Annotated in this window: 14 protein-coding genes; 12 read left to right on the top strand and 2 right to left on the bottom strand. The window is 45.0% G+C overall.

Features of this window, described 5'->3' with window-relative positions:
• Window positions 1-18: 18 nt before the first annotated feature.
• The 12 genes from BACPLE_RS05050 to BACPLE_RS18550 all read left to right on the top strand — a co-directional run bounded on the left by BACPLE_RS05050 (window position 19) and on the right by BACPLE_RS18550 (window position 18,611).
• On the top strand, window positions 19-489 hold the full coding sequence (locus BACPLE_RS05050) for a helix-turn-helix domain-containing protein (RefSeq protein ID WP_040312426.1): 471 nt from the start codon (window positions 19-21) through the stop codon (window positions 487-489).
• 149 nt (window positions 490-638) lie between these two features.
• Complete coding sequence (locus BACPLE_RS05045) at window positions 639-1,199, top strand: DUF3575 domain-containing protein (protein ID WP_007559473.1); 561 nt, start codon at window positions 639-641, stop codon at window positions 1,197-1,199.
• Between the two features lie 14 nt (window positions 1,200-1,213).
• The gene (locus BACPLE_RS05040) at window positions 1,214-2,677 is read left to right on the top strand and encodes a DUF3868 domain-containing protein (protein WP_040312465.1); all 1,464 of its coding nucleotides are present in this window, start codon (window positions 1,214-1,216) and stop codon (window positions 2,675-2,677) included.
• A 165-nt stretch (window positions 2,678-2,842) separates the two neighbouring features.
• The gene (locus BACPLE_RS05035) at window positions 2,843-4,255 is read left to right on the top strand and encodes an Mfa1 family fimbria major subunit (protein ID WP_040312425.1); all 1,413 of its coding nucleotides are present in this window, start codon (window positions 2,843-2,845) and stop codon (window positions 4,253-4,255) included.
• Window positions 4,256-4,427: 172 nt separating this feature from the next.
• On the top strand, window positions 4,428-5,465 hold the full coding sequence (locus BACPLE_RS05030) for a FimB/Mfa2 family fimbrial subunit (protein WP_007559469.1): 1,038 nt from the start codon (window positions 4,428-4,430) through the stop codon (window positions 5,463-5,465).
• A 28-nt stretch (window positions 5,466-5,493) separates the two neighbouring features.
• A complete protein-coding gene (locus BACPLE_RS05025; protein ID WP_007559468.1) occupies window positions 5,494-7,011 on the top strand; it encodes a hypothetical protein in 1,518 nt (505 codons plus the stop codon).
• 14 nt (window positions 7,012-7,025) lie between these two features.
• On the top strand, window positions 7,026-9,281 hold the full coding sequence (fimD, locus tag BACPLE_RS05020; RefSeq protein WP_081458102.1) for a fimbrial tip adhesin FimD: 2,256 nt from the start codon (window positions 7,026-7,028) through the stop codon (window positions 9,279-9,281).
• Between the two features lie 25 nt (window positions 9,282-9,306).
• Window positions 9,307-12,162, top strand: a complete 2,856-nt coding sequence (locus BACPLE_RS05015; protein WP_007559466.1) for a hypothetical protein — start codon at window positions 9,307-9,309, stop codon at window positions 12,160-12,162.
• A 288-nt stretch (window positions 12,163-12,450) separates the two neighbouring features.
• Window positions 12,451-13,890, top strand: a complete 1,440-nt coding sequence (locus BACPLE_RS05010; protein ID WP_007559465.1) for a fimbrillin family protein — start codon at window positions 12,451-12,453, stop codon at window positions 13,888-13,890.
• Between the two features lie 11 nt (window positions 13,891-13,901).
• Entirely contained in the window at window positions 13,902-15,131 is a 1,230-nt protein-coding gene (locus BACPLE_RS05005) for a fimbrillin family protein (protein WP_167535716.1), read from the top strand.
• A 25-nt stretch (window positions 15,132-15,156) separates the two neighbouring features.
• Window positions 15,157-16,611 (top strand): fimbrillin family protein, encoded by a 1,455-nt coding sequence (locus tag BACPLE_RS05000; protein WP_007559463.1) that lies wholly within the window; start codon window positions 15,157-15,159, stop codon window positions 16,609-16,611.
• Between the two features lie 17 nt (window positions 16,612-16,628).
• Window positions 16,629-18,611 (top strand): fimbrillin family protein, encoded by a 1,983-nt coding sequence (locus BACPLE_RS18550; RefSeq protein WP_007559462.1) that lies wholly within the window; start codon window positions 16,629-16,631, stop codon window positions 18,609-18,611.
• Between the two features lie 65 nt (window positions 18,612-18,676).
• Here the strand turns inward: BACPLE_RS18550 and dprA are convergent, their stop codons facing one another.
• Together dprA and BACPLE_RS04985 are read right to left on the bottom strand one after the other, a co-directional pair.
• Complete coding sequence (dprA, locus tag BACPLE_RS04990; protein ID WP_040312422.1) at window positions 18,677-19,789, bottom strand: DNA-processing protein DprA; 1,113 nt, start codon at window positions 19,787-19,789, stop codon at window positions 18,677-18,679.
• On the bottom strand, window positions 19,786-20,193 hold the full coding sequence (locus BACPLE_RS04985) for an acyl-CoA thioesterase (protein ID WP_007559458.1): 408 nt from the start codon (window positions 20,191-20,193) through the stop codon (window positions 19,786-19,788). The genes dprA and BACPLE_RS04985 overlap by 4 nt, the downstream gene beginning before the upstream one ends.
• Between the last annotated feature and the right edge of the window lie 55 nt (window positions 20,194-20,248).

Here is a 20,248-nt window from a genome sequence, read left to right as displayed (position 1 = left end):
AAACGCAAGAATAGGAAAATGGCTGAACTAATATTAGAGTTGGATGATCAGCGTAATAATGGTTTGTCGAGATATGCTATGAGAGAGGCTGCGGGCAATCGTAAGGTGTGCACTGAAGAGGTAGGTACTTCAGCTGATCTTGTAGTGTCGGAGAAAGAAGGATTGTTTTTAAAATTCGATCAGAAAGTGAAAGAGCAGAAACTATATCTTGACTATCAGTTGACACGCGATGATTATGCTCGTCTGATGGGAGTAGATAGAAGTCGTTTTGCTAGTATTTTAAAATTATCTACGTCGGGAGGAAATTTAAGTGTATACTTGAATGATCTTCGTCTGGAGTATTCAGTTGGACTGTTCCGCAATCATCCTGATTGGCCTATCAGTAAAGTGGCGGCAGAAAGTGCGTTGCCTAGCTTGTCTACTTTTTATCGCTTGTTTAAAGATAAATATGGTATTAGCCCTAATAGCTTTCGTAAAACACTGGTTTAAAGATAATTTGTGCAGATTTATCAGTTGAATTATTGCTGTCAATAGTTAATTGATAAATTTCTTTTGAAAAAAATAGGAATGATTCTATATTTCCATAATCTAAATATATATTTACCAAATAAATATACAAAAATAAAAGACATGGTGTTATGAAAAAAATACAGGTATGGATATTGTTTCTGTTTGTCTGTATATCGGTTTCTGCCCAGAAAATAGCCGTGAAGACAAACCTGCTTTACGATGTGACCACTACGCTTAATTTGGGTGCAGAGTTTCGTGTGGCTCCGAAGTGGACAATTGATTTGTCGGGTAATTATAACCCCTTTAATTTAGGTGATGACCGCAAGATGAAGCACTGGCTGGTGCAGCCTGAAGCGCGCTATTGGTTCTGTGAAGCTTTCAACGGCCATTTCCTGGCACTTCATGCGCTGGGCGGGCAGTTTAATGTGGCCAATATGGATCTGGGCATTTTCCCTTCTTTTAAGAATTACCGTTACCAGGGTAATATGTATGGCGCCGGCATTGGCTACGGTTACCAGTTTGTGCTGTCCAAGCACTGGAACCTGGGACTTGAAATTGGGGCCGGCTGGATACGCGCCGACTATGACAAGTACGACTGCCCGCATTGCGGTGAATGGCGCGGCAGCGACAAGAAAGACTATTTCGGTTTGACCAAGGCCGCCATATCCTTGATTTACGTAATTAAATGATGGAGGAACGTACGATGAAAAAATATATTATCTCTCTCGCATTTGTACTGGCAGCCGGCATTCCCGTATTCGGCCAGACTTCTTATCTGAGTGAAATAAAGATTGTAAACCGTGAGGTGGTGAAGACGGGCGACCGTCAGGCCAACGTGAAGATGACGGTGAGCCTGGACGACCTGGATATGAAGAACCAGCATTCGCTGCGCGTGGTGCCCGTGATTCTCTCTGCCGACGGCAGTCAGCAGCAGGAACTTCCTTCTTTCGTTATCAACGGAAAGGTGCGCGACAAGGTGCAGCAACGTACCGAAGCCTTTGAAGATACGAACCTTAATCCGGATGCCGTGGTGAAGGTACGCCGTAAAAACGGTACGGCCCAGACGCTCGACTATGACGCTTCTGTTCCTTTCAAGCGCTGGATGATTGGAGGTGACCTCCGTCTTCGTGCGTACGTGACAGGCTGTGCGCTTTGCGATGAAGGTGACGAGAATACTTCTACAGGTGATATTTTCCCGCCGATGACACCGGCTTATTACTCTCCTTTCCTCCAACCGAAAGAAGAAATCGTAAAACGCCGTTCCGAAACTCGGAGTGCCCGCCTGCAGTTCCGTCAGGACAGCTACCGTATTGACCCGAAATTCAAGAACAACGCGGCTGAACTGGATACGGTACGCAACTCCATTTCGCTGGTAAAAGACAACAATGACCTTACCATAACCGGTATTTACGTAACAGGTTACGCTTCACCGGAAGGAACTATGGCCTACAACATGAAGCTGTCTGAACGCCGTGCGAAAGCCTTCACGGAATACATGAAGGATGACTTGAAGAGCGTAGATTCGAAGCTTTACCATGTAGACTGGAAGGGTGAAGACTGGGTAGGCTTGCGTGAAGAAGTGGTGAAGCACCCCAAACTGTTGAAAATTGATGAAGTGCTGAATATTATTGACAACTGCGGTGACGACAAGGATGCTTGCGAAGAACAGTTGAAAGCATTGGTACCGCCTGAAATCTATAAACGTTTGCTGAACGAGATGTATGGTCCGGTTCGTCGTAACGAATACCGCATAGAATACAACGTACGCCATTTCGACCTGGCAGAAGGAAAGGAAATGATTAAGACCCGCCCAGATCTGATGAGCGTGAGCGAAATACAGCAGGTGGCCGACAATTACGGCAAGGGCAGTCCGGAATACATTGACTGCCTGATGCGCGGAGCCAAAGCCTATCCGAACGATGTAACGGCGGTAAACAATGCGGCCCTGGCACTGGTGGAAGCCAACCGTACGGGCGAAGCCATCCGCTTGCTGGAAAATGCACCGGAAGATGGTAGCCTGCTGAATATGAGGGGTGTGGCTTATGCCAAGGCTGGCCAGTATGACAAGGCCTCACAGGCTTTCTCTGCGGCAAAGGCCAAGGGATTCGGCCAGGCAGGTGAAAACCTTACGTTGCTGAAGCAGTATGTGGAATATATGGCAGAATAAATAATTTGAATAATAAAGATAGAATAAAAATGATGTTTAATTAAAATTTTAGTTTACTATGAAATTGTCTAAAAGTTTGTTTTTGGCATTTGCGGGCTTGGGTTTGTTCGCATGCTCTAATGAAGACAATGTACCGTCGACTGACAACAGTCACAACGTACGTTCTTGACGCTGACCCTGGTAGGAACAGAAAACAGCGATTCCAGAACGGTGGCTGGAGAAGATGGTACGGATGAAGGAATAACAGGAGAGTCAACGATTTCAGAAGCCATGGTTCTATTATGTGATCAGGATGGAAACGTTCTGTCAGCAAAAAAAGTGAATTGCAAAAGTGTTACGGGTGGTATGGAGACTTATCCCGTAGAAGCATCTGTCGGTACTTACTATGTGTATGTGATTGCGAACCCAGGTAGTTTGAGCGTTTCTACAGGTGATAATATCACAACATTGCAGAAAACAATAACTTCAAGTGCTGATTTCGCTACAAATGGTAAATTTTTGATGTTTAGTGAGTGTAATGGAACGGATAAGACAGGAGGGCAGAAGATAACCGTATCTGCTGAAAATGATTATGATAACCCTGCCAAGACTGCAAGTCCTATTAAACTGGACCGTTTGGCTGCAAAGATTACCTATACACAGAAGGCGGAAGGTGTAGATATTACAGCCGCAACAGCACAGTTGACAGGTTTGACTGCTATAACTTTTAACGGCTTTAACCTGGTAAATGGAATCAAGGATTTCTATCTGCAACAGCATTGGAGTGCTGCTGCTACTACTACTGCTGGAGTTTCCCATGAAAATACCTTGCTGACCCCGACAGTTGTAAACAATGCTGAAGCTAACTTTTACAATAGATGGAATGATTTCCGTACAATAAATAAGGATGAAAATGATTCTTATACTGGAGCTATTGATTTGAAGGGTACTTATGGAGCTGGTCCTTTGTATTGCATGGAAAATAACTCCGGCTCTACAACTGGAGATTGTTTTGCTGAAGGTTCAGACTTGAATGGTAATACTACTGGGGTAATTTTTAAGGCTACTGCTGCGGTTACAAGTAGTGATGGATTGGCAGGAGCAAACTGTTTCTATGCTTACAATGGCGAGTATTTTGCTTCGTTGGAAGCTGTTCAAGCTAAATATCCGGCAGTATTTGATGATAAAGATGGACTTGACAATGATAGATCGGAAGAACTGGTAGCCGCTCAAACTGAACTGACAGCAGCTAAAGCCGGAACTGCAGACGAATCTGCTACTGTAAAAACTATTTCTGATTTCCGTGTGAAATATGATATTCATGTGTATGAAGATGGCGTGATGTACTATACACATTATATTGAAGACCAGAACTATACTGCAGCTAAAGATGGTCAGCAGGTAAAATACCAGTCTGTAATGCGTAACACTGTTTACGGATTGACTGTAAATTCTGTAAAGAATATTGGTGATGATATTCCGGGTGGATGGAATCCGGATACAGATCCGGAAGATCCTACCACTCCGAAGACTTACTTAGTGGTAGAGTGCCAGGTTAATCCTTGGGTTTTGAGTAATTATGATGTAGACTTGCAATAAAAATTAAGGTATGTCCATGGAACAGCGGTAAGCTGTTCCATGGATAGTACAAAAGTCGGCAGACTATACATGCTTTTTTTGCAACATTTTTATTTTGTTGCCCCGAATTTGAAAGAAATGGCGGAAACCTTATAAAGGCTTCCTATGATATATAAAATAAAAACACAGAATCATGAAACGAAGTCAGAAAGTAGGGATGTGGAGCATGCTGGCAGCAGCGTTCTGGATGTTGCTGTGTACATCGTGTATCCGTGAAGACAGAGATGATTGTCCGGCTACTGTGGGCAGCGGTGTGAAAGTGAATTTTCGTTACACGTACAATGTAGCAGAGAATGATGCCTTTGGAAAAGAGGCCGACGGTGTATGTGTGTGGATTTTTGATGAAGACGGAAAGTTTCTTTCCATGCAGAAAGATGAGGGCGATCACATCGTAAACGGTTATGCCATGCTTATGCCTTCTTTGGCCGTAGGTAAGTACAAACTGGTGGCGTGGGCAAAAAGTATGGAACATGAAGGTGAATTATCAGAGTTTGCTTTTCCGGAACTGACTGCCGGACAGTCGGTGATTGGTGATTTGACTGCTTATCTGAATCGTGACGAGAATAATGTGTGCAGTACCCGTTTGAACGGTCTGTTAAGTGGTACACTGGATGTGGAAGTAAAGGGGACAGATGAGGAAGAATTTACGATTGACATGATGAAGTGTACCAATACCCTGCGCGTAATCCTGATGCCGGCACGTGCGGGACAGACCCTGCATCAGGAGGATTATTCGTTTGTAATTGATGGAAAGAACGGTTGGTTGGATTATAAGGCTGATCCTTATGGGCAGGGTGAAGTGACGTATAAACCTTATTATCAGGAATTGTTGCAGGATGAAACCGTAGCTGGAAAATCACGTGTGAGCGATGCGGAGATCAATCATGCGGTGGTGGCTGAACTGAATACATCTAGAATGATGGCAGAGCAAGGCCCTCGTTTCAGAATTATCAATAACCGGACGGGAAAAGATGTGCTTGATATTAACCTGACGTGGTTCTTGTCATTGCAGGCGGTAGGAGAACATCGTGCAGAATGGGATGATCAGGAGTATCTGGACCGTCAGGATACGTATGCGGTTACTTTTTTTGTGGATGGAGATACTTTCCTGCAAAATTATATCATCGTCAATGGATGGGTGGTTTCACTGGAAGATGTGTCTTTAGGTTGAGAATGTGAAATAGGAAGAAGAGGTTTTTATGTATAAGGAAGGGTGGATTTATTGGTTAGTCCTGCTAGGGTGCGGCATATTGATGAGCCTGTTACCGGGCTGCAGGAAAGAAGCTGAAGAGGGAGTGACGCATGAGCATGTCGTTACGTTGAATTTTCCTTCTTTGCAACCTTATACCACACGTACACGTGCGGAGGGTATTGTGAATGCCGAAGAAGGAGAAAGCACATTTCACAGTGCTCGTATCTGGATTTTCAGTTCTTCTGCTGTCAATACAGACAAGGCATTGGCTTATAAATATGTGCCTGATGCTTTACGTTATACAGACAATACGGGCACGTTGCGTGTAGAAATGGTGCTTTCTTCCGAATTGAAAGATGAATCAGATGTATATGTGCTGGTGAATGGAGGAGAGGAAACAGGTTTGTCCGGTGAATCTTCACGTGAAGAACTTGAAACGGCTGTTTTCAGTAAACCTTATTCTACATTGACAGACGATGGCCTGTTAATGTCGAGAATTGTAACAGGAATCACAAAAGCCCAACTGGAGGCAGGTACTTTCCAGATTCCGCTGGAAAGAGGAGTAGCAAAAGTAGGCTGTTATTTTACCAATCAAACAAGTGTAGATTTTAGGGTGACTTCTGTTTCTTTTAGCGGATTGTCATCGCAAGGCACAGTCTTTCCGGAATCGGTAACGGCTACTAATGTTACTTTGCGTCCGACAGTTCCTTCTGTGCCTACTACTTCTGCCTCTTCTGAAAGATTTACGATTGATGTTTCAAAATCGACAACATTTGGAAAAGAGCAGTCTAAAATCACTCTGCAAGAAGGCAATGAGCAGGCATATCTTGATGCCTTGAATCAAGCAGCAACTTCTTTGACTCCGTATTATATTCATGAAGCAGGTTTAAATCAGGTGAAATGTGTCATTCAGTATGAAGTAAACGGAGAACCCGGAAGTCAGGAGGTTGTGTTGGACGGCAGTATAATACGTAACCATTTTGTAGTGGTATATGCTCACTATGCGGGAGAATTAAGTTTGAGTCTTCAGGTGCTTCCATGGGAAACAGAGAAAGAGATTTCCATCAGTTATAATAATCAGTTTGATGGACAGTTCAAACTCTCCAGTAAGGATGTGCGTGTGGGTGTAGGAGATGCACAAGCATACGCTACGGTGTTTAATGATGAAAACCGTCAGGTGACATTTTCCATGACTATGAATCAGCCTGTCGGGGCAAGATGGACTGCCAATTTGTCGAATGGAAATGCATTTGAGTTGTATAGTGAAACAAGTGCTTCCGGTACGGCTTCAGGAATTGGAGGAGCGGGAGAGGTAATCTTTTCTGTTCGGCCTACACAGGCATTTGATGCCGCGGTTGTACGCGAAACAGAACTTTATATTACATTGACCCGTCTGGTGGATGGAGAACAGACCGAAAATGGAGAGCAGATAATTAATAATGGCAATAGTCATCCAGGAAGTACTACCCGTATTCGGATATGTCAGGTGTCAGCTGACCAATGGGATGCTGCCGTTCAACCATGATAAATTAAGAGAATATGATGAAAAGGCGTTATTTATATATGTTCTTGCTTTCGCTGTGTGGCTTATTTTATTGTGCTGGTTGCACGGAGAATGCGATGTTGGTTGAGGAAGGGACCACTGTTGATGGGCTTGCTCTGAATTTGTTGGCAAGTGGTGAAGCTGTCGTGTCAGAAGGTACTACTGCATCAAATGATGGTTTGAGAGAAAATGTGGTAAAGAATGTAGATATATTTTTCTTTTCTACAGACAAGAAGGGAGAAGTAGCCCGTTATTATCATCGAGAGGTAGGAGAAAATGGAACGGTTCTTTTGGAAACGGGAAACTGGAAATCCAAGTTCACAGCAGTGAGTTATGACATCTATGTAGTGGCCAATTTTCATCAGTACGATGATGCTTCGACTCTAGAAACAGAGACGGATTTAAGCCGGATAAAGACATGGACGGCATTGATGGCTCTGAGTGATACAGATCCAGATATTTTTAAGGTAGAGAATGACCAGTTTGGAAACGAGGAAGTCTATGCGGGAAAGAAATTTATGATGGATGGCAAAAAAGAAGGATGGACTCCCGGTGAAGGTACAGACGAAACAATTGCCATTGATTTAGCGCGGGCTGCCGCCAAGATTGTGGTGAATGTGAGCTATACAAATGGTTTTCTAACCGATGGTATTGAGATTGTAGATGTGAGGAAGAAGCTTGTACGTTACGCGCAGGATGCTCGTGTGCTGGCAGAAGCAGATCCCATACCAATCCTTGATTTGTTTGGTGATGCAGATGCTGCAAATATGTCAAAATCTAATGGAACGGAAGGGAGCGGAGAAAATCGAAGGGATTTGCTTTATGCATATAGTTATCCTAATGAATGGGGGGATAATGTAGCTGATCAGGAAACTTATATATTGATGAATATTCCTTATACCAAAAACCAGGAGGAAGAAACATATCAGAATTATTATAAGATTCCGGTACGTATCTCCAATACGGCCGCCGACTTATGCTTGAAACGTAATACGGTTTATACCATCAATGTGACAGTAGACCGTGTGGGGAATCAAGAAATAGACCAACCTGAGGAACTTACACCTACACTTTCTATTGCTCCTTGGGAAAAGGAGGAAGTACAGGTGGGAGGAGATACCTATAAATATTTGATTGTCAGTGAAGATGAAATAGAGATGCATAATGTGGCTGATACGGTGGTCACTTTTTTCTCTTCTTCAGCCATAACGGTTACATTAGAGAGTGCTTATTATGTAGATAAATATGGGAAAGAAGTTTCGTTGACAGAGAGTGCTTACGATTGGTATTCTGTAGATTATGATGAATCTACCTTGTCTGGAAAGTTAAAGATTCACAGTGATATTCCGGAAATTGTAACGGCACGTTATGTTACTTTAAAAATTACGAATGTGGATGGTATGGAAAAAACAATCAATATAATACAATATCCACTGGAATATATCTCGGGTGTCCCGGGTTTGTATTCGTATGTAGAGCAATATGAGAAAAACGGGGAAATCAAGGTGAATGGTGAATGGCCCAGTAACTTGGCGGGAATGTATTCTGCAGATATACGCGAAGGATTGGATGGTCATATAGGTACGAATCCCTACATGAAATCTAAGTTTTATTGGGAGGGTGTGATTTATCGAATTGATTATAGCTATAAAGACGCTAATAAATATAATCCCTTATATGTTACTGCGAATACCCCGGCAGATAATAACCGGATGTATTTGGTTCAGATTTCAAGTACTAGCGATCAATATACAGTGGCTCGTCCTAATCTGACAAATACAGAGGGAGAACTAGTAACCGCTTTAGGTGAAGAAAACAACAAACTGGTTTCTCCTACGTTTATGCTGGCTTCCAATTTAGGAAATATTGGAAATGTAGATTGGGTTCATGCACAAGATAACTGCAAGCATTATGTGGAATACAGTATTTATACAATTGATGAGGCAGACCGGTTAAGTGGAAAAAAATATGATGGAAAGGGACATCGGCGTTTTGATGACTGGCGACTTCCTACTTATGCAGAGTTACAAATTATTGCAGGTTACCAAACGACACAGAGCGAAGTGATGGATAAAGTATTGACAGATGTGTATTATTGGGCTGCAGACACGAATACTTATTTAATAACAAGCCAACCAGGAAATGATGAGATTCCTACTGGTACAGATTCAAAAAGTGATGGGAAGGTGCGTTGTATACGGGATGTGACTCCAGATGATTTGAAAGAGTTTCGTGCACAGAAAATCAGATAAGTAAAACAGAAAAGTAGTAAGATATATGAAACGGATATATACTTTATGGATGTGTGTGCTTTTGTTGGCAGGCTTGTCTGCTTGTACTGATGAATATGCTGTAAAAAACGGGCAAGAGAGTGTAGCTGAGGGAGAAGTAGTGCTTCAGTTTAGTGCCACTGTTCCAGACGCGAAAGTGGTGGCTACACGTGATATTGACCCCGATGGCTTGGGAATAAAAACACTTTATTTGTTTTGTTTTGATGAGTATGGCTCTTATATAGGACGTCGTGATGCTTCCAACATTCAGTTGGTTAGCGGTGAGAATGGGAGTTATGCATACACGTTCGATGTAACGGTACCGAGTAGCACGCGGAGAATTCATTTTTTGTCGAATGTCTATTTGGATGATATAAATGCTGTACCTGGGATGAGTGAAACAACCTTGATTCCCTCTATTGTTTCAGCTTCAGGGCTTATGGCTTATTGGGGGCGTGTGGCTGTAACAGACTTAGACAATTTTCCTTTGTCAATAGTACTTTATCGTAACCAGGCCCAGGTGTGCTGGGAGGTTGCGGCGTCCGGATTGCAGGTTTTTGGTTATGCGGTTTGTAATCGGCGTGCATGGGGAACAATTGCTCCCTTTAATCCAGATGCGAAGGATGATACGGGCAAGTTTACTTACTCGTTGGATGCTCCTTATGTGACGGAACCTGCAGCGGATTATCAGGTATTGTCGACCGATGCTACGGACGTTACGGTACAGGGCGATGTGGCGCAAGGAGACCCTCATTATATATTTGAAAATCCAAATACACTTGATACGCCTGTTTATGCCGTCATGCTGATTGGAGAAACGAAGGAATCGGCCAAGTATTATAAAATTATGTTTGTAGATAGCAACAAGAATCTGCTGCCTATTTATCGTAATTTTAAATATGTGATTCGAATAAATTCTACTCCTCCCGAGTCAATGGGTTACACCACTTTTGACGAGGCGAAGGAGGGCATTGCAGCTAATAATGCTTGGGTTTCTGTCGATCCGGAGATTCCAGAACTTAGCGACGGAACGCATACGTTGAACATCCTGAATGGAACTACACAGATCTTCAATGTGGGAGGTACACAGACGATTGATTTCACTTATGATGGCAATAGTGACGATGTATCTGTTTCCTGGCTTGATAATGACGGAACACTCTCTAGTGTGAGCCCTCAATTGGGTCATATAGACAATACCAATACATATACAATTACAATGAATTTGTCGCAACCGAAGGAAAATCCGGTAATTGGTACACTTTTGTTGCGGGCCGGAGTGTTTACCCGCCAAATAAAAATTTATCTGATGAAACCTTTTGAGTTTAAACCTGTGTGGGTGTCTACTGGAGTTCCGATGGTGAAAGGCGAAAGAATGTCAATGACTTTTGTAATTCCTGAAAATTATCCGGAGGAGCTTTTCCCTGTCACGATTAAAATTGCAACTAATAAGATGAATGCGAATAGCAAATTGGGGGTGCAGCTTCCTATTGTTTCTGAAGATTGTGATTATGAGATAGAAGATGAAGATGGTAACATAACGAATCGTCATACAGACTGGGGATATAAGTTTGTTTATACAGCGAATAGTTCTGGTATTCAGGAACTGTTCTTTACGTTAAATGTAACTGCGGGTAATGATCCAACGGGAACTGTAGAAGACTGTGAATACGCAGAGAACAATATTAAGCACACTCATGTGTTTGTTGAGGCTGATAATTTCAAGGATGAAGAAAAAATTGTGCTTTTTCAGGAAAGTGAAGAAAACAGTCGTCGTATTGAACTTGAGGGAGCATCTGAGGATAATCCTGGATTTTTGAAGGATTCTTTAGCACCTACAGTGAATCGCGCGGTAGAGATCAAATTGAATTTTAAGGAAAATGATGCTCAATCAACGCCTAAAAAAGGGACAGTCATGCGTATGGCAACGACTTCGCTGATACCTGATTTCGTGAACTATCCAAATGAGCGTAATTTATATATGAATGAAGGTAAACCAACAGAAAATAGTATTGTTAATTACTATTGGATTACCACCCCTGATGCTTCAACTCTTACACTTCATTTTCTGACTAATACGCCTCATGTAGAGGATTTAGTTCGCTTTTCGATAGATAATGAAGGGGGATATAATACTGATGCATCTTATTGGTATAAGTCTGCTGCAGTAGAGTTGGTTTCTGATCCGAATCGTTTTACTTTCAGTAATTTCCATATTGTAGATGATACGCCTGAGATTGATAATGTGAAGTACGGAATTGGTCAGCCTGCAAACATACATTTTACTATCCCTAATGCTGCTGTAGATTCTACTGACGTGAAATTCTTGATTCGCACGAATAACCTTGAGCCTGTGGAAGATGCTCCTAATAGTAGTTGGCTAACACCGACGGTTGGAGGATATTATTTCACTGTGCCTAAGAAATTTCAATTAGATAAACGTGGAACTTTGTATTTTCAAACTAAGCGTATTGCGAGTGCTGAAACTGTAACTATTAGTACGGCAGATGAAAGTCAGGCTTTGTTTATACCGGCGTCAGCATCGTTTGGTAATGAACCTATCACGGGAACTCTTCAATTGAGTGATGGCAGTAATTTAAGTGAAAGCTCCTTTATCGTTTTGGAACGTAAAAATGGTACTCGTGTAGGCGATTTGGTGGTTAAATCGGTTCAAAACGGTATTGCTACTTATCGACTCACATTACGTTCGGAATATGATTTTACGATGGATGAACAGCTTACAATATATTATGCTTCGCCCACGAATCGCTCTGATATTTATCAAGCTGTGACGACATTTAATGATTTGGTTGATCATCCGGTGGGTAGTCAGGTTCCGCTAATTACCTTAGTAAAACAATAAATTCTTATAAAGTTGCGGAGGTAGAGACCGCTCAAAATGGAATATTAAGGTAAAAATCTCCTACTTTAGCCTTAGTTTATTTTAAATTATATGGTTAAAGTTGGAGATTTTTTATGTTGTGACTTATAGATTATAAGTTCCCATTTTTTATTTTGAAACATTTCCTTTGAAATTGGGTAGAACCGAGAAGCATGGACAGCATAACAATACAGAAATAAGTTTTGTGAATTTATTGGTAATAAATCATAAAATTTATATCTTTAGGGCATACCAATATTAAAGAATAAAATGAAAACGGGGATTTTTCTTACCGTGGCGGTGGCTGTAATACTGGGAGCGTGTGCAAAGAACGAACCGGAAATGCAGTCGGCCGCTGACGGCAGCAGGAGGCCTGTGGTCTTCCTTCCTGAAGTGTGTAGCCGGGCGGCTATGGAAAACGGATTCAGACAGAATGATGTGATTGGCATCTTTATGTCGAAGGATGGGGCAGAAGAGGGGTATTCTATGTGGAATATTCCTTACTGGTATGAGAGTGAACAAGAGGTATGGGAGAGCCCGTATGAGTTCTACTGGGAAGATAATACCGTTCCGATGGATGTGGTGGCTTATTATCCTTATTTTTCTTTATCTGAGAGCCAGGATTTGACACGTCTGGCGGTGGATTTGCCGTCCGACCAGTCTTCGTTGGATTCGCTGCGGAAATCGGATTTTCTGTGGGGAAAGGTGGACGATGTGACTGCTGACTCGTATCCGGAGGGGGTACCTTTGCCGATGAAACACCGGTTTAGCAAGGTGAAAATCAATATGGACGTGACGGTGGAAGGGGCTCCTATGACTTCGGAGCCCATGGTGTTCTTGCGTCAGGTGAAGAATCACGGCACGGTGAACCTGAATACGGGTGAGGTGGCACTGAGTACGGACAACCGGATGGAGGTGAAAATGTATTATGACGCACAGGCTCGTACGGCAGAGGCTATCGTTTATCCTCAAACGCTGGAGGCGGGGACTTTGATGCGCTATCTGGTGTTTGGTGAGAATGGCTATGAGGCGTATGGCTATAAGCTGAATGCTCCTTTAACTCTGGAGGAGGGGAAAGAGTATGTGCTGGATTATCAGAAGGATTTTCCTGCTTTCCTGACGCTTCCGTATGATTCGGTGTACTCTTATTTTCGTGAACTTTCTATTACGTATGATTATTTCGCGGCTTTTTTGAATGGGGTGAATGTAAATGCCTATGAAGCTGATCCTTTTACTTCGAACCTGGACATTAAGATAGAAAAGAGTGAGGGGGACGACTGGTTTGACTATAAGTTTGAAGATGGCCGTTTTCATTTTGGTATTCAGGAGAATCTGACTACTCAGGACCGAAAAGGGAAATTATGGCTGACGGCAGGGTCGGTAAAAAAAGAGATTACGGTGTATCAGAGTGCGGTGGCTCTTACGGAGGTACGGAATAATCTGTCCTGGGAGGCTACTTCTTTATCGGGCTATCAGTATTGGATTCTGGGAGAATACACCGGGTTGACTTATGAGGTTGAATATAAAGAGACGGATGTGACGGGTTGGGTGCAGCTTGTGAACCTGGAACCGGATGCTTCCGGTAATTTTTCTATCGAGGTGGCGGCTAATGAATCGGCGGTGTCACGCAGTTGCGTGGTCAGACTTTTTCATAAAGGTGTGTTGCCTGTGATGGAGGTTTCTATTACTCAAGCTGGAAAAACAGAATGAAAGGAGGGGCTATGAAACGATTTTATTTGATAGGCCTGTGGGCTGTATTGACAATGGGATGGACGGCATGTGGCTCTTCACCAGATGAGGAACCTGGCAAACAGCCGGGAGAAGAACAGCCCGGAGGTGAGCAACCGGATGAAGAGGATCCTGATAAGGAATATACTTTTGTGGTATCTCCGGATGTGCTGGAGTGCAGACCTGAAGGGGAGACCTTGAACATAAGTGTGCGGTCGGATGCGGAATGGACTGCGGAAATGGCTGACATGGACTGGGGTACGATGGATATGGTTTCGGGAGATGGGGATGCAGAAGTGCATGTTACCGTGGAAGCTAATACTTCGGGCGTACAGCGGGAAGGGGTGATTCGTTTCCGCTCGCTGGATAAGACGGAGGAAGTGAAAGTGATGCAGGCTTCTATTGACCTGCAGGTGCCTATGGTATTCTTACCTGACGGATTGGGAGAGACTGATGCAGGTATAGGGCTCTTTGTGGTGAACCGTACGGCAGAGGGTGACGGAAAACTGGTGAGTCTGACGGGCAATCAGGTGGACAATATGGAGGTGACCTGGAAGGATGGAAGCTGGAATTTTGTAAGGCCGGCCTGGTGGAAGGACCCGGATACGGCTGTCAATGCGTATGCGTATCTGCCTTACCGGAATGTGTTGCCGGAGGATACTCCTTCTGCCTGGAAGTTGTCTGTGGGGACGGATCAGTCGGTTGCAGTTCCGCAGTGTGCGTATTATGGGGCTGTTTCGGATGTGCTGCCCGGTGAGGAGGGAATCTTGTCGGTAGGGATGAGGCCTTTGAATGGGTGTGTTTCTTTGCAGCTTACGTATGATGCACAGATTTATCGTCTTTTGGGTGTGTCGCTGGAAGGGGGAGCTTCGGAGGCGATGCTTGACTTGAACACCGGATCAGTAACACCTTATACAGAGGGTGCCGAGGTTGTGGCTTACCTTCAGGGGGAGGAAGGCAACAAGACGGCTTCGTGGATATTGTTCCCACAATCGTTGAGTGCTGGAACGGTTTTCCGTCTGGAAATGAAAGATCTCCGTGAAGGGGAGGATGCACCGGCCATGATACGTGAAATCAGACTGGGAGATGACATGGAACTGCTGGCAGGAAAGAGGCTGGAGCTGGCGTGTTATGTGTCGGCTACACTGGAGAAACTGGTTCTGGGGGAGGTCCGGATAACGGACTGGGAACCGGGAGGTGATTTTACTTTTCCTTTTAACTGAATGTAGAATAAAGATCTGAGAAGCTATGAAATATATGATTTTACTGGCGGGTGTGCTGCTGTCTGTGCTGGGAGCTTGTACCCGTAATGAAGATATTACACCGGATGCTTCGGAGGGAAGCCGCACACAGATGGCTTTCAATGTATCGGTGCCTGGCGAACTGGAGGGGAATTTGTTCCGTGAAGGAGATGAAATGGGGGTGTTTATTCTTCCTGAAGGGGGTGGTGAGGAAAATAGTACGGATAACTATAATACCCGGCTGGTGTATGAGTCGGGAGAATGGAAGTCGGAAGCTGCACTTTACTGGCTTTCGAATGAAGCGGGTAGCCGGGTGGAGATGATTGGTTATTATCCTTATCGTCTGGAAGCTGGGAAGGAATTGTTGTCTTTGCAGGTAGAAGCAGACCAGACGGGTGAGGGATGCCGGAACTCGGAGTTCTTGTGGGGAAAAACAACGTTGACAAAGGGGGAACTCGGAGCACCTCAGACGGCAGAAATGCGTCATCTGACTTCTGCGCTGGTCTTTCATGTTAGAATAGACAATGAATTTTCGGGAAAGGATAAGTGTATAGATAATCTGCGTGTCAAATCGTATGCCGACGGATGGCTGGATTGTCTGACCGGAGAGGTGTCGCTGAAGGAAAACCCTCGCTGGCTGGCTCCCTATCGCATGGAAGTGCCTGATAGCTGGGATGATGAAACGTATGTGTGCCGGATTTCTCCGCAGCAGTATGAGGATATGGAGTTTCTGACTTTCCAGTGGGGAGATAAAAGTTTCAGCAAGGATTTTACTTGCTTGTTTGAGGCGGGAAAGGTGTATCAGTTCACATTGCAGATCTCTGATGCTCCTTCGCTGGTGCTGGATAGCCAGATGCCTATCGAAGACTGGCAGGAGGAACAACATACTGCCGAAATGGAGAAATACCAGATGGGTGACCCGTGGCCGGATGCGGATAATGTGCAGGGGTATGTGGTGCGTTTGCGGAAGGGCAGTGAACCCGGACTGGTGGTGGGGATTCCTCCTGAGGATATGTATCAGATGATTGTGCCGGAGAGATATGGTGAAGTAATGGATAGTAAACAGAATGCTCTGCAAAGTATAAACTGGACTGAGAATACAGGAAGTAATAATATGCTGGAAATGAGGATGCAGTTTGGTGACTTGTCGGACTTCCCTGGCTTTAATTATTGTGCTTCGCTGGGGGGAGGATGGTTTATTCCTACACTTGATGAGTTGAGCTGGTTCTTTTATGAATTCTTTTATATGGATTCGAATTTGAAAAAAGAGCGTGTGGAGTGGTGGCAGACTCATATCAGTAGTGGAACGCTCAGGGCATTTACTTCTACACTGTATTTTCAGTGGGAAGAAGGGCGGGAATTTCAGCTTTCTTTTCTGGATGAGACGACGTACGAAGTTAGTTTCCCGTATACAAGCCTGAGGACTTATTGGAGTAGAGTTTTGCCGTTCAGGTATTATTAATTGAAAATGTTGGAAAGATGAAAGTAAAAACGATAATATATAGCAGCTTGCTTGTGTGGGGGCTTGGAATGGCTGGTTGTACACAAGAGGAGATGGATAATGGGGAACCGGTGAATACTATCTTGAGGATTAGTCCGTATGTAGAAGGAGGCCTGGAGAAAGGGCGTCTGATAGAAGAAAATGGTCATCTTAGTTTCTCCCAAGGGGATTCGCTGGCACTGATAGTGATGCCGGAAAGAGGATGGCCGCAGCAGTATGAATCGGGCTATATACAGACGGCTTCGTTCGACGGTACGGAATGGAAGGCTGATTTTGAGTCGCAGTTTCAGTATGGAGCCGATGCGGCCTGGGCACCGATTACGGCTTTGTCATGGCTTTCGGATGATAATTCATTTGATATTTATGCGTATACTCCGAATGTGAAGCAGATGGTGCAATGGCCGATGTATTATCATACGGTACATTTGGACCAGCGGGAAGAGAAGAATTTTTATGGAAGTGATTTTATGATGGGAAAAACGACTTCTTCCCGGACGGGGGCACCGGTATCTATTCCGATGAAGCATAGGCTGTCTATGCTTTCTGTGAAATTGCAGGGGATGGAGCATGTGGACTGGAAAGTGGTAACAATGAGTATAAGTGCGCAGCCTTTATATGGGGCGAATCTTATGTATGATGAGGCATTTGCTGAATATGATGGAGAAAAAATACTTCAGGCGTATAAACAGGATGAGAATTTGTTTTCTCTGATTCTGCCACCGCAGTATCTGACGGAGAAGGAGATTATTCTTTCACTGGATGATGGTACGAAGAGGATTATTAAGGTGACACTGGAGATGCAGATGGGTACAAGTTATGTGGTGACGGTAGATGCAAGCGACAAGAAGGAACTGGAAGTGGTGACGGTAAATCCGATTCCTTGGGATGAGACGGTGGTGATTCAGGGAGGAGAACAGGTGGCCGACAAGGTGTATAATACGGGGGACGTAATTGTATACCAGCGTATGCGTACGGAAAATCCGGTGACTATGGTAGTGACAGGAGACGGATATACGGCGGATGACTTGCTGGAAGGTGGCTTGTTTGAAAGACGGGCTCGGGAAGCGCTGGATTTTTTATTTACTGTGGAGCCTTACAAGACTTACCGCGATTATTTTAATGTGTATATCATTCCGGCCTTGTCGAAAGAGAAGGGAGCGGATAACCACTCTACGGGGGTACAAAAGGATACGTATTTTAATTCCGGATGGCGGGATGACTATAGTGATATGGGAGCTAATGAGAATACGGTAAGTACGTTTCTTGAGACTTATTGTCCTGACATCGTGAATGGAAGCGTGACGGTGGATGACGTGCCGGTTTGTTTGCTGGTGAATGACTCCCGGTATGGAGGTATCTGCTGGTCGTGGTCTTCGGGAAAGGCTTATACCATTGTGCCTACCACGGAAGGTCTTTGGCAGTACTCGTCGGATGAAGAGTTGGGAGTCAGCATAGGAGACTGGAAAAATACTTTCCTGCATGAATATGGCGGACATGCTTTTGGCCGTCTGGCGGATGAGTATTTTACTGAGGAAAGTGGAAAAACATATTATGAGAATTATTATTCATCACATTATTGGGAATACCCGATGGGGCTGAACGTGACTGCTGATGTGAACGGAGAAACGGATGTTGTATATTGGAAACACATGATAGGTGATTCGCGTTTCCCTAAAGTGGATTTTTATGAGGGAGGTGCTACTTATGAATTTGGAATATGGCGCTCGGAGGCTATTAGTGCCATGGATGACAACCGTCGGTATTTCAATGCGATTTCTCGTCAGATTATCGTGGAGAATATTATGCGGAAGGCAAAAGAGACATTTGACTTTGAGGAGTTTTGTGCGAAAGATGTTGATTTTGACGAACTGCGTGACGGACGGTCAAGGGTGTCGTATCCTTCGATGGTGAATGTGCGGAAAGCTCCGCGAAAGAATCCTAGTCCGATATTGGTAGATTAATAAAAGGCCCGTCATTGATACTTTTGTATCAGTGACGGGTTATTTTTTGCGCTTTTGTGTAGGGTTCAGGCCAGCTTGTAGACTCCTCCTGCCAGTGCGCGGACCACGCCTTTCATCTCTAAGTTGAACAGCAGGCTGGTCATGCGGTTGATGGCGATGTTGCTTTCTACTACCAACGTATTGATTTGTATCCCGTCGGGATGCTTCTGTAAATGGGTGATGACTTGTTCTTCTTCGGGTGTCAGCTCCGGGAACAGCTGGCGCTGGACTACCTGAGGGGAAACGGGTACATGGTCCCAGTTCATGGCTTTTACCACATCTTCCGCGCTCTGTATCAAGGCAGCGCGGTTTTTTTGTATCAGCAGGTTGCAGCCGGTGGAGTAGGTATCGCCTACGCGGCCCGGAAAGGCGAAGCAGTCGCGCTGGTAGCTTTCGGCTATCTCGGCGGTAATGAGGGAGCCTCCTTTGGGGCCGGACTCTACCACGAGGGTAGCGTCGCTGATGCCGGCTACGATGCGGTTGCGCTTCACGAAGTTTTGCCGGTCGGGGTTGGTGCCGCTCATGAACTCGGTGAGCAGTCCGCCTTGTGTCAGCATCTCGGTAGCGGTGCGGCGGTGTACGGCTGGGTAGATGCGGTCCAGACCGTGAGCCAGTACACCCACGGTGTCGAATCCGTGGGTCAGTGCCTCGCGGTGGGCATGGATGTCGATGCCGTAAGCCAGTCCGCTCACTATCAGCACGTCGGGAAGCAGGGCGCTGAGTTCCTGCATGAAACGTTGGCAGAGGCCTTTGCCGTAGTCGGTGGCATTGCGTGTGCCTACGATGCTCAGGATGTGCCGGCTGTTCAGGTTGGCCGAGCCTTTGTAGAACAAGACGAGCGGGGCATCGGGACATTCGCGGAGGCGGGATGGATAGGTTTCGTCGTCTTCGGTCAGGCACTGAATCTGGTGCTTCTGGGCAAACGAGAGCTCGGCTTCGCACAGACGGAATACTTCCGTATGCTGAAAGGCGGTAGCTACCTTCGGAGTGACTCCGGGAAGAAGGGCCGGTAGCTCGCGGGCGTGTTCGAAAAGCATGGTCGCACTTCCGGCAGCCTGAATCAGGTGGCGGGCTCCTACCAGACCGATGCCGGGCAGAAGGGGAAGGGCCATGCGGCAGAGGAGTTCTTTTTCGTTCATTGGTTCAGGTAGGGAGCAAAGATTTCATTGAAGAGGGCGCTGTCGCTCAGGCGCCCGTTGACTACGCACACGGTTTCTACGGTCGATTTGATGACGGGTTTCAGGTCGGGCAGGCGGTAGATGTCCTGCACAAAGACGTATTTGATACCTTCCTTGCGGAGTGCCAGACGGGAGATGAACTCGTCGCCGCTGGTCAGCGGGGTTTTGAAAGCCATGTTCAGGCGGGCTACCACGGGGTCGATGCCCTGCTGGTGAAGCTGTGCGAAGCTGACGCCGACGGAGGAGAGAAACTCGTGGCGGGTGTGCTCGATATAGTGCTGGTAATTGGCATTGTTGACGATTCCCTGCAGGTCGCATTCATAGTCGCGGACCTTCATTTTCAGTTCAAAGATGTATTTCTCCATGAGAGTGAAGTTTATGTATTTTCACAAAGATAGCGAATTATTCCTATATTTGCGG

The organism is Phocaeicola plebeius DSM 17135 (genome assembly GCF_000187895.1).
Lineage (GTDB): Bacteria > Bacteroidota > Bacteroidia > Bacteroidales > Bacteroidaceae > Phocaeicola > Phocaeicola plebeius.
This window is presented reverse-complemented; position numbering and strand designations above follow the sequence as displayed.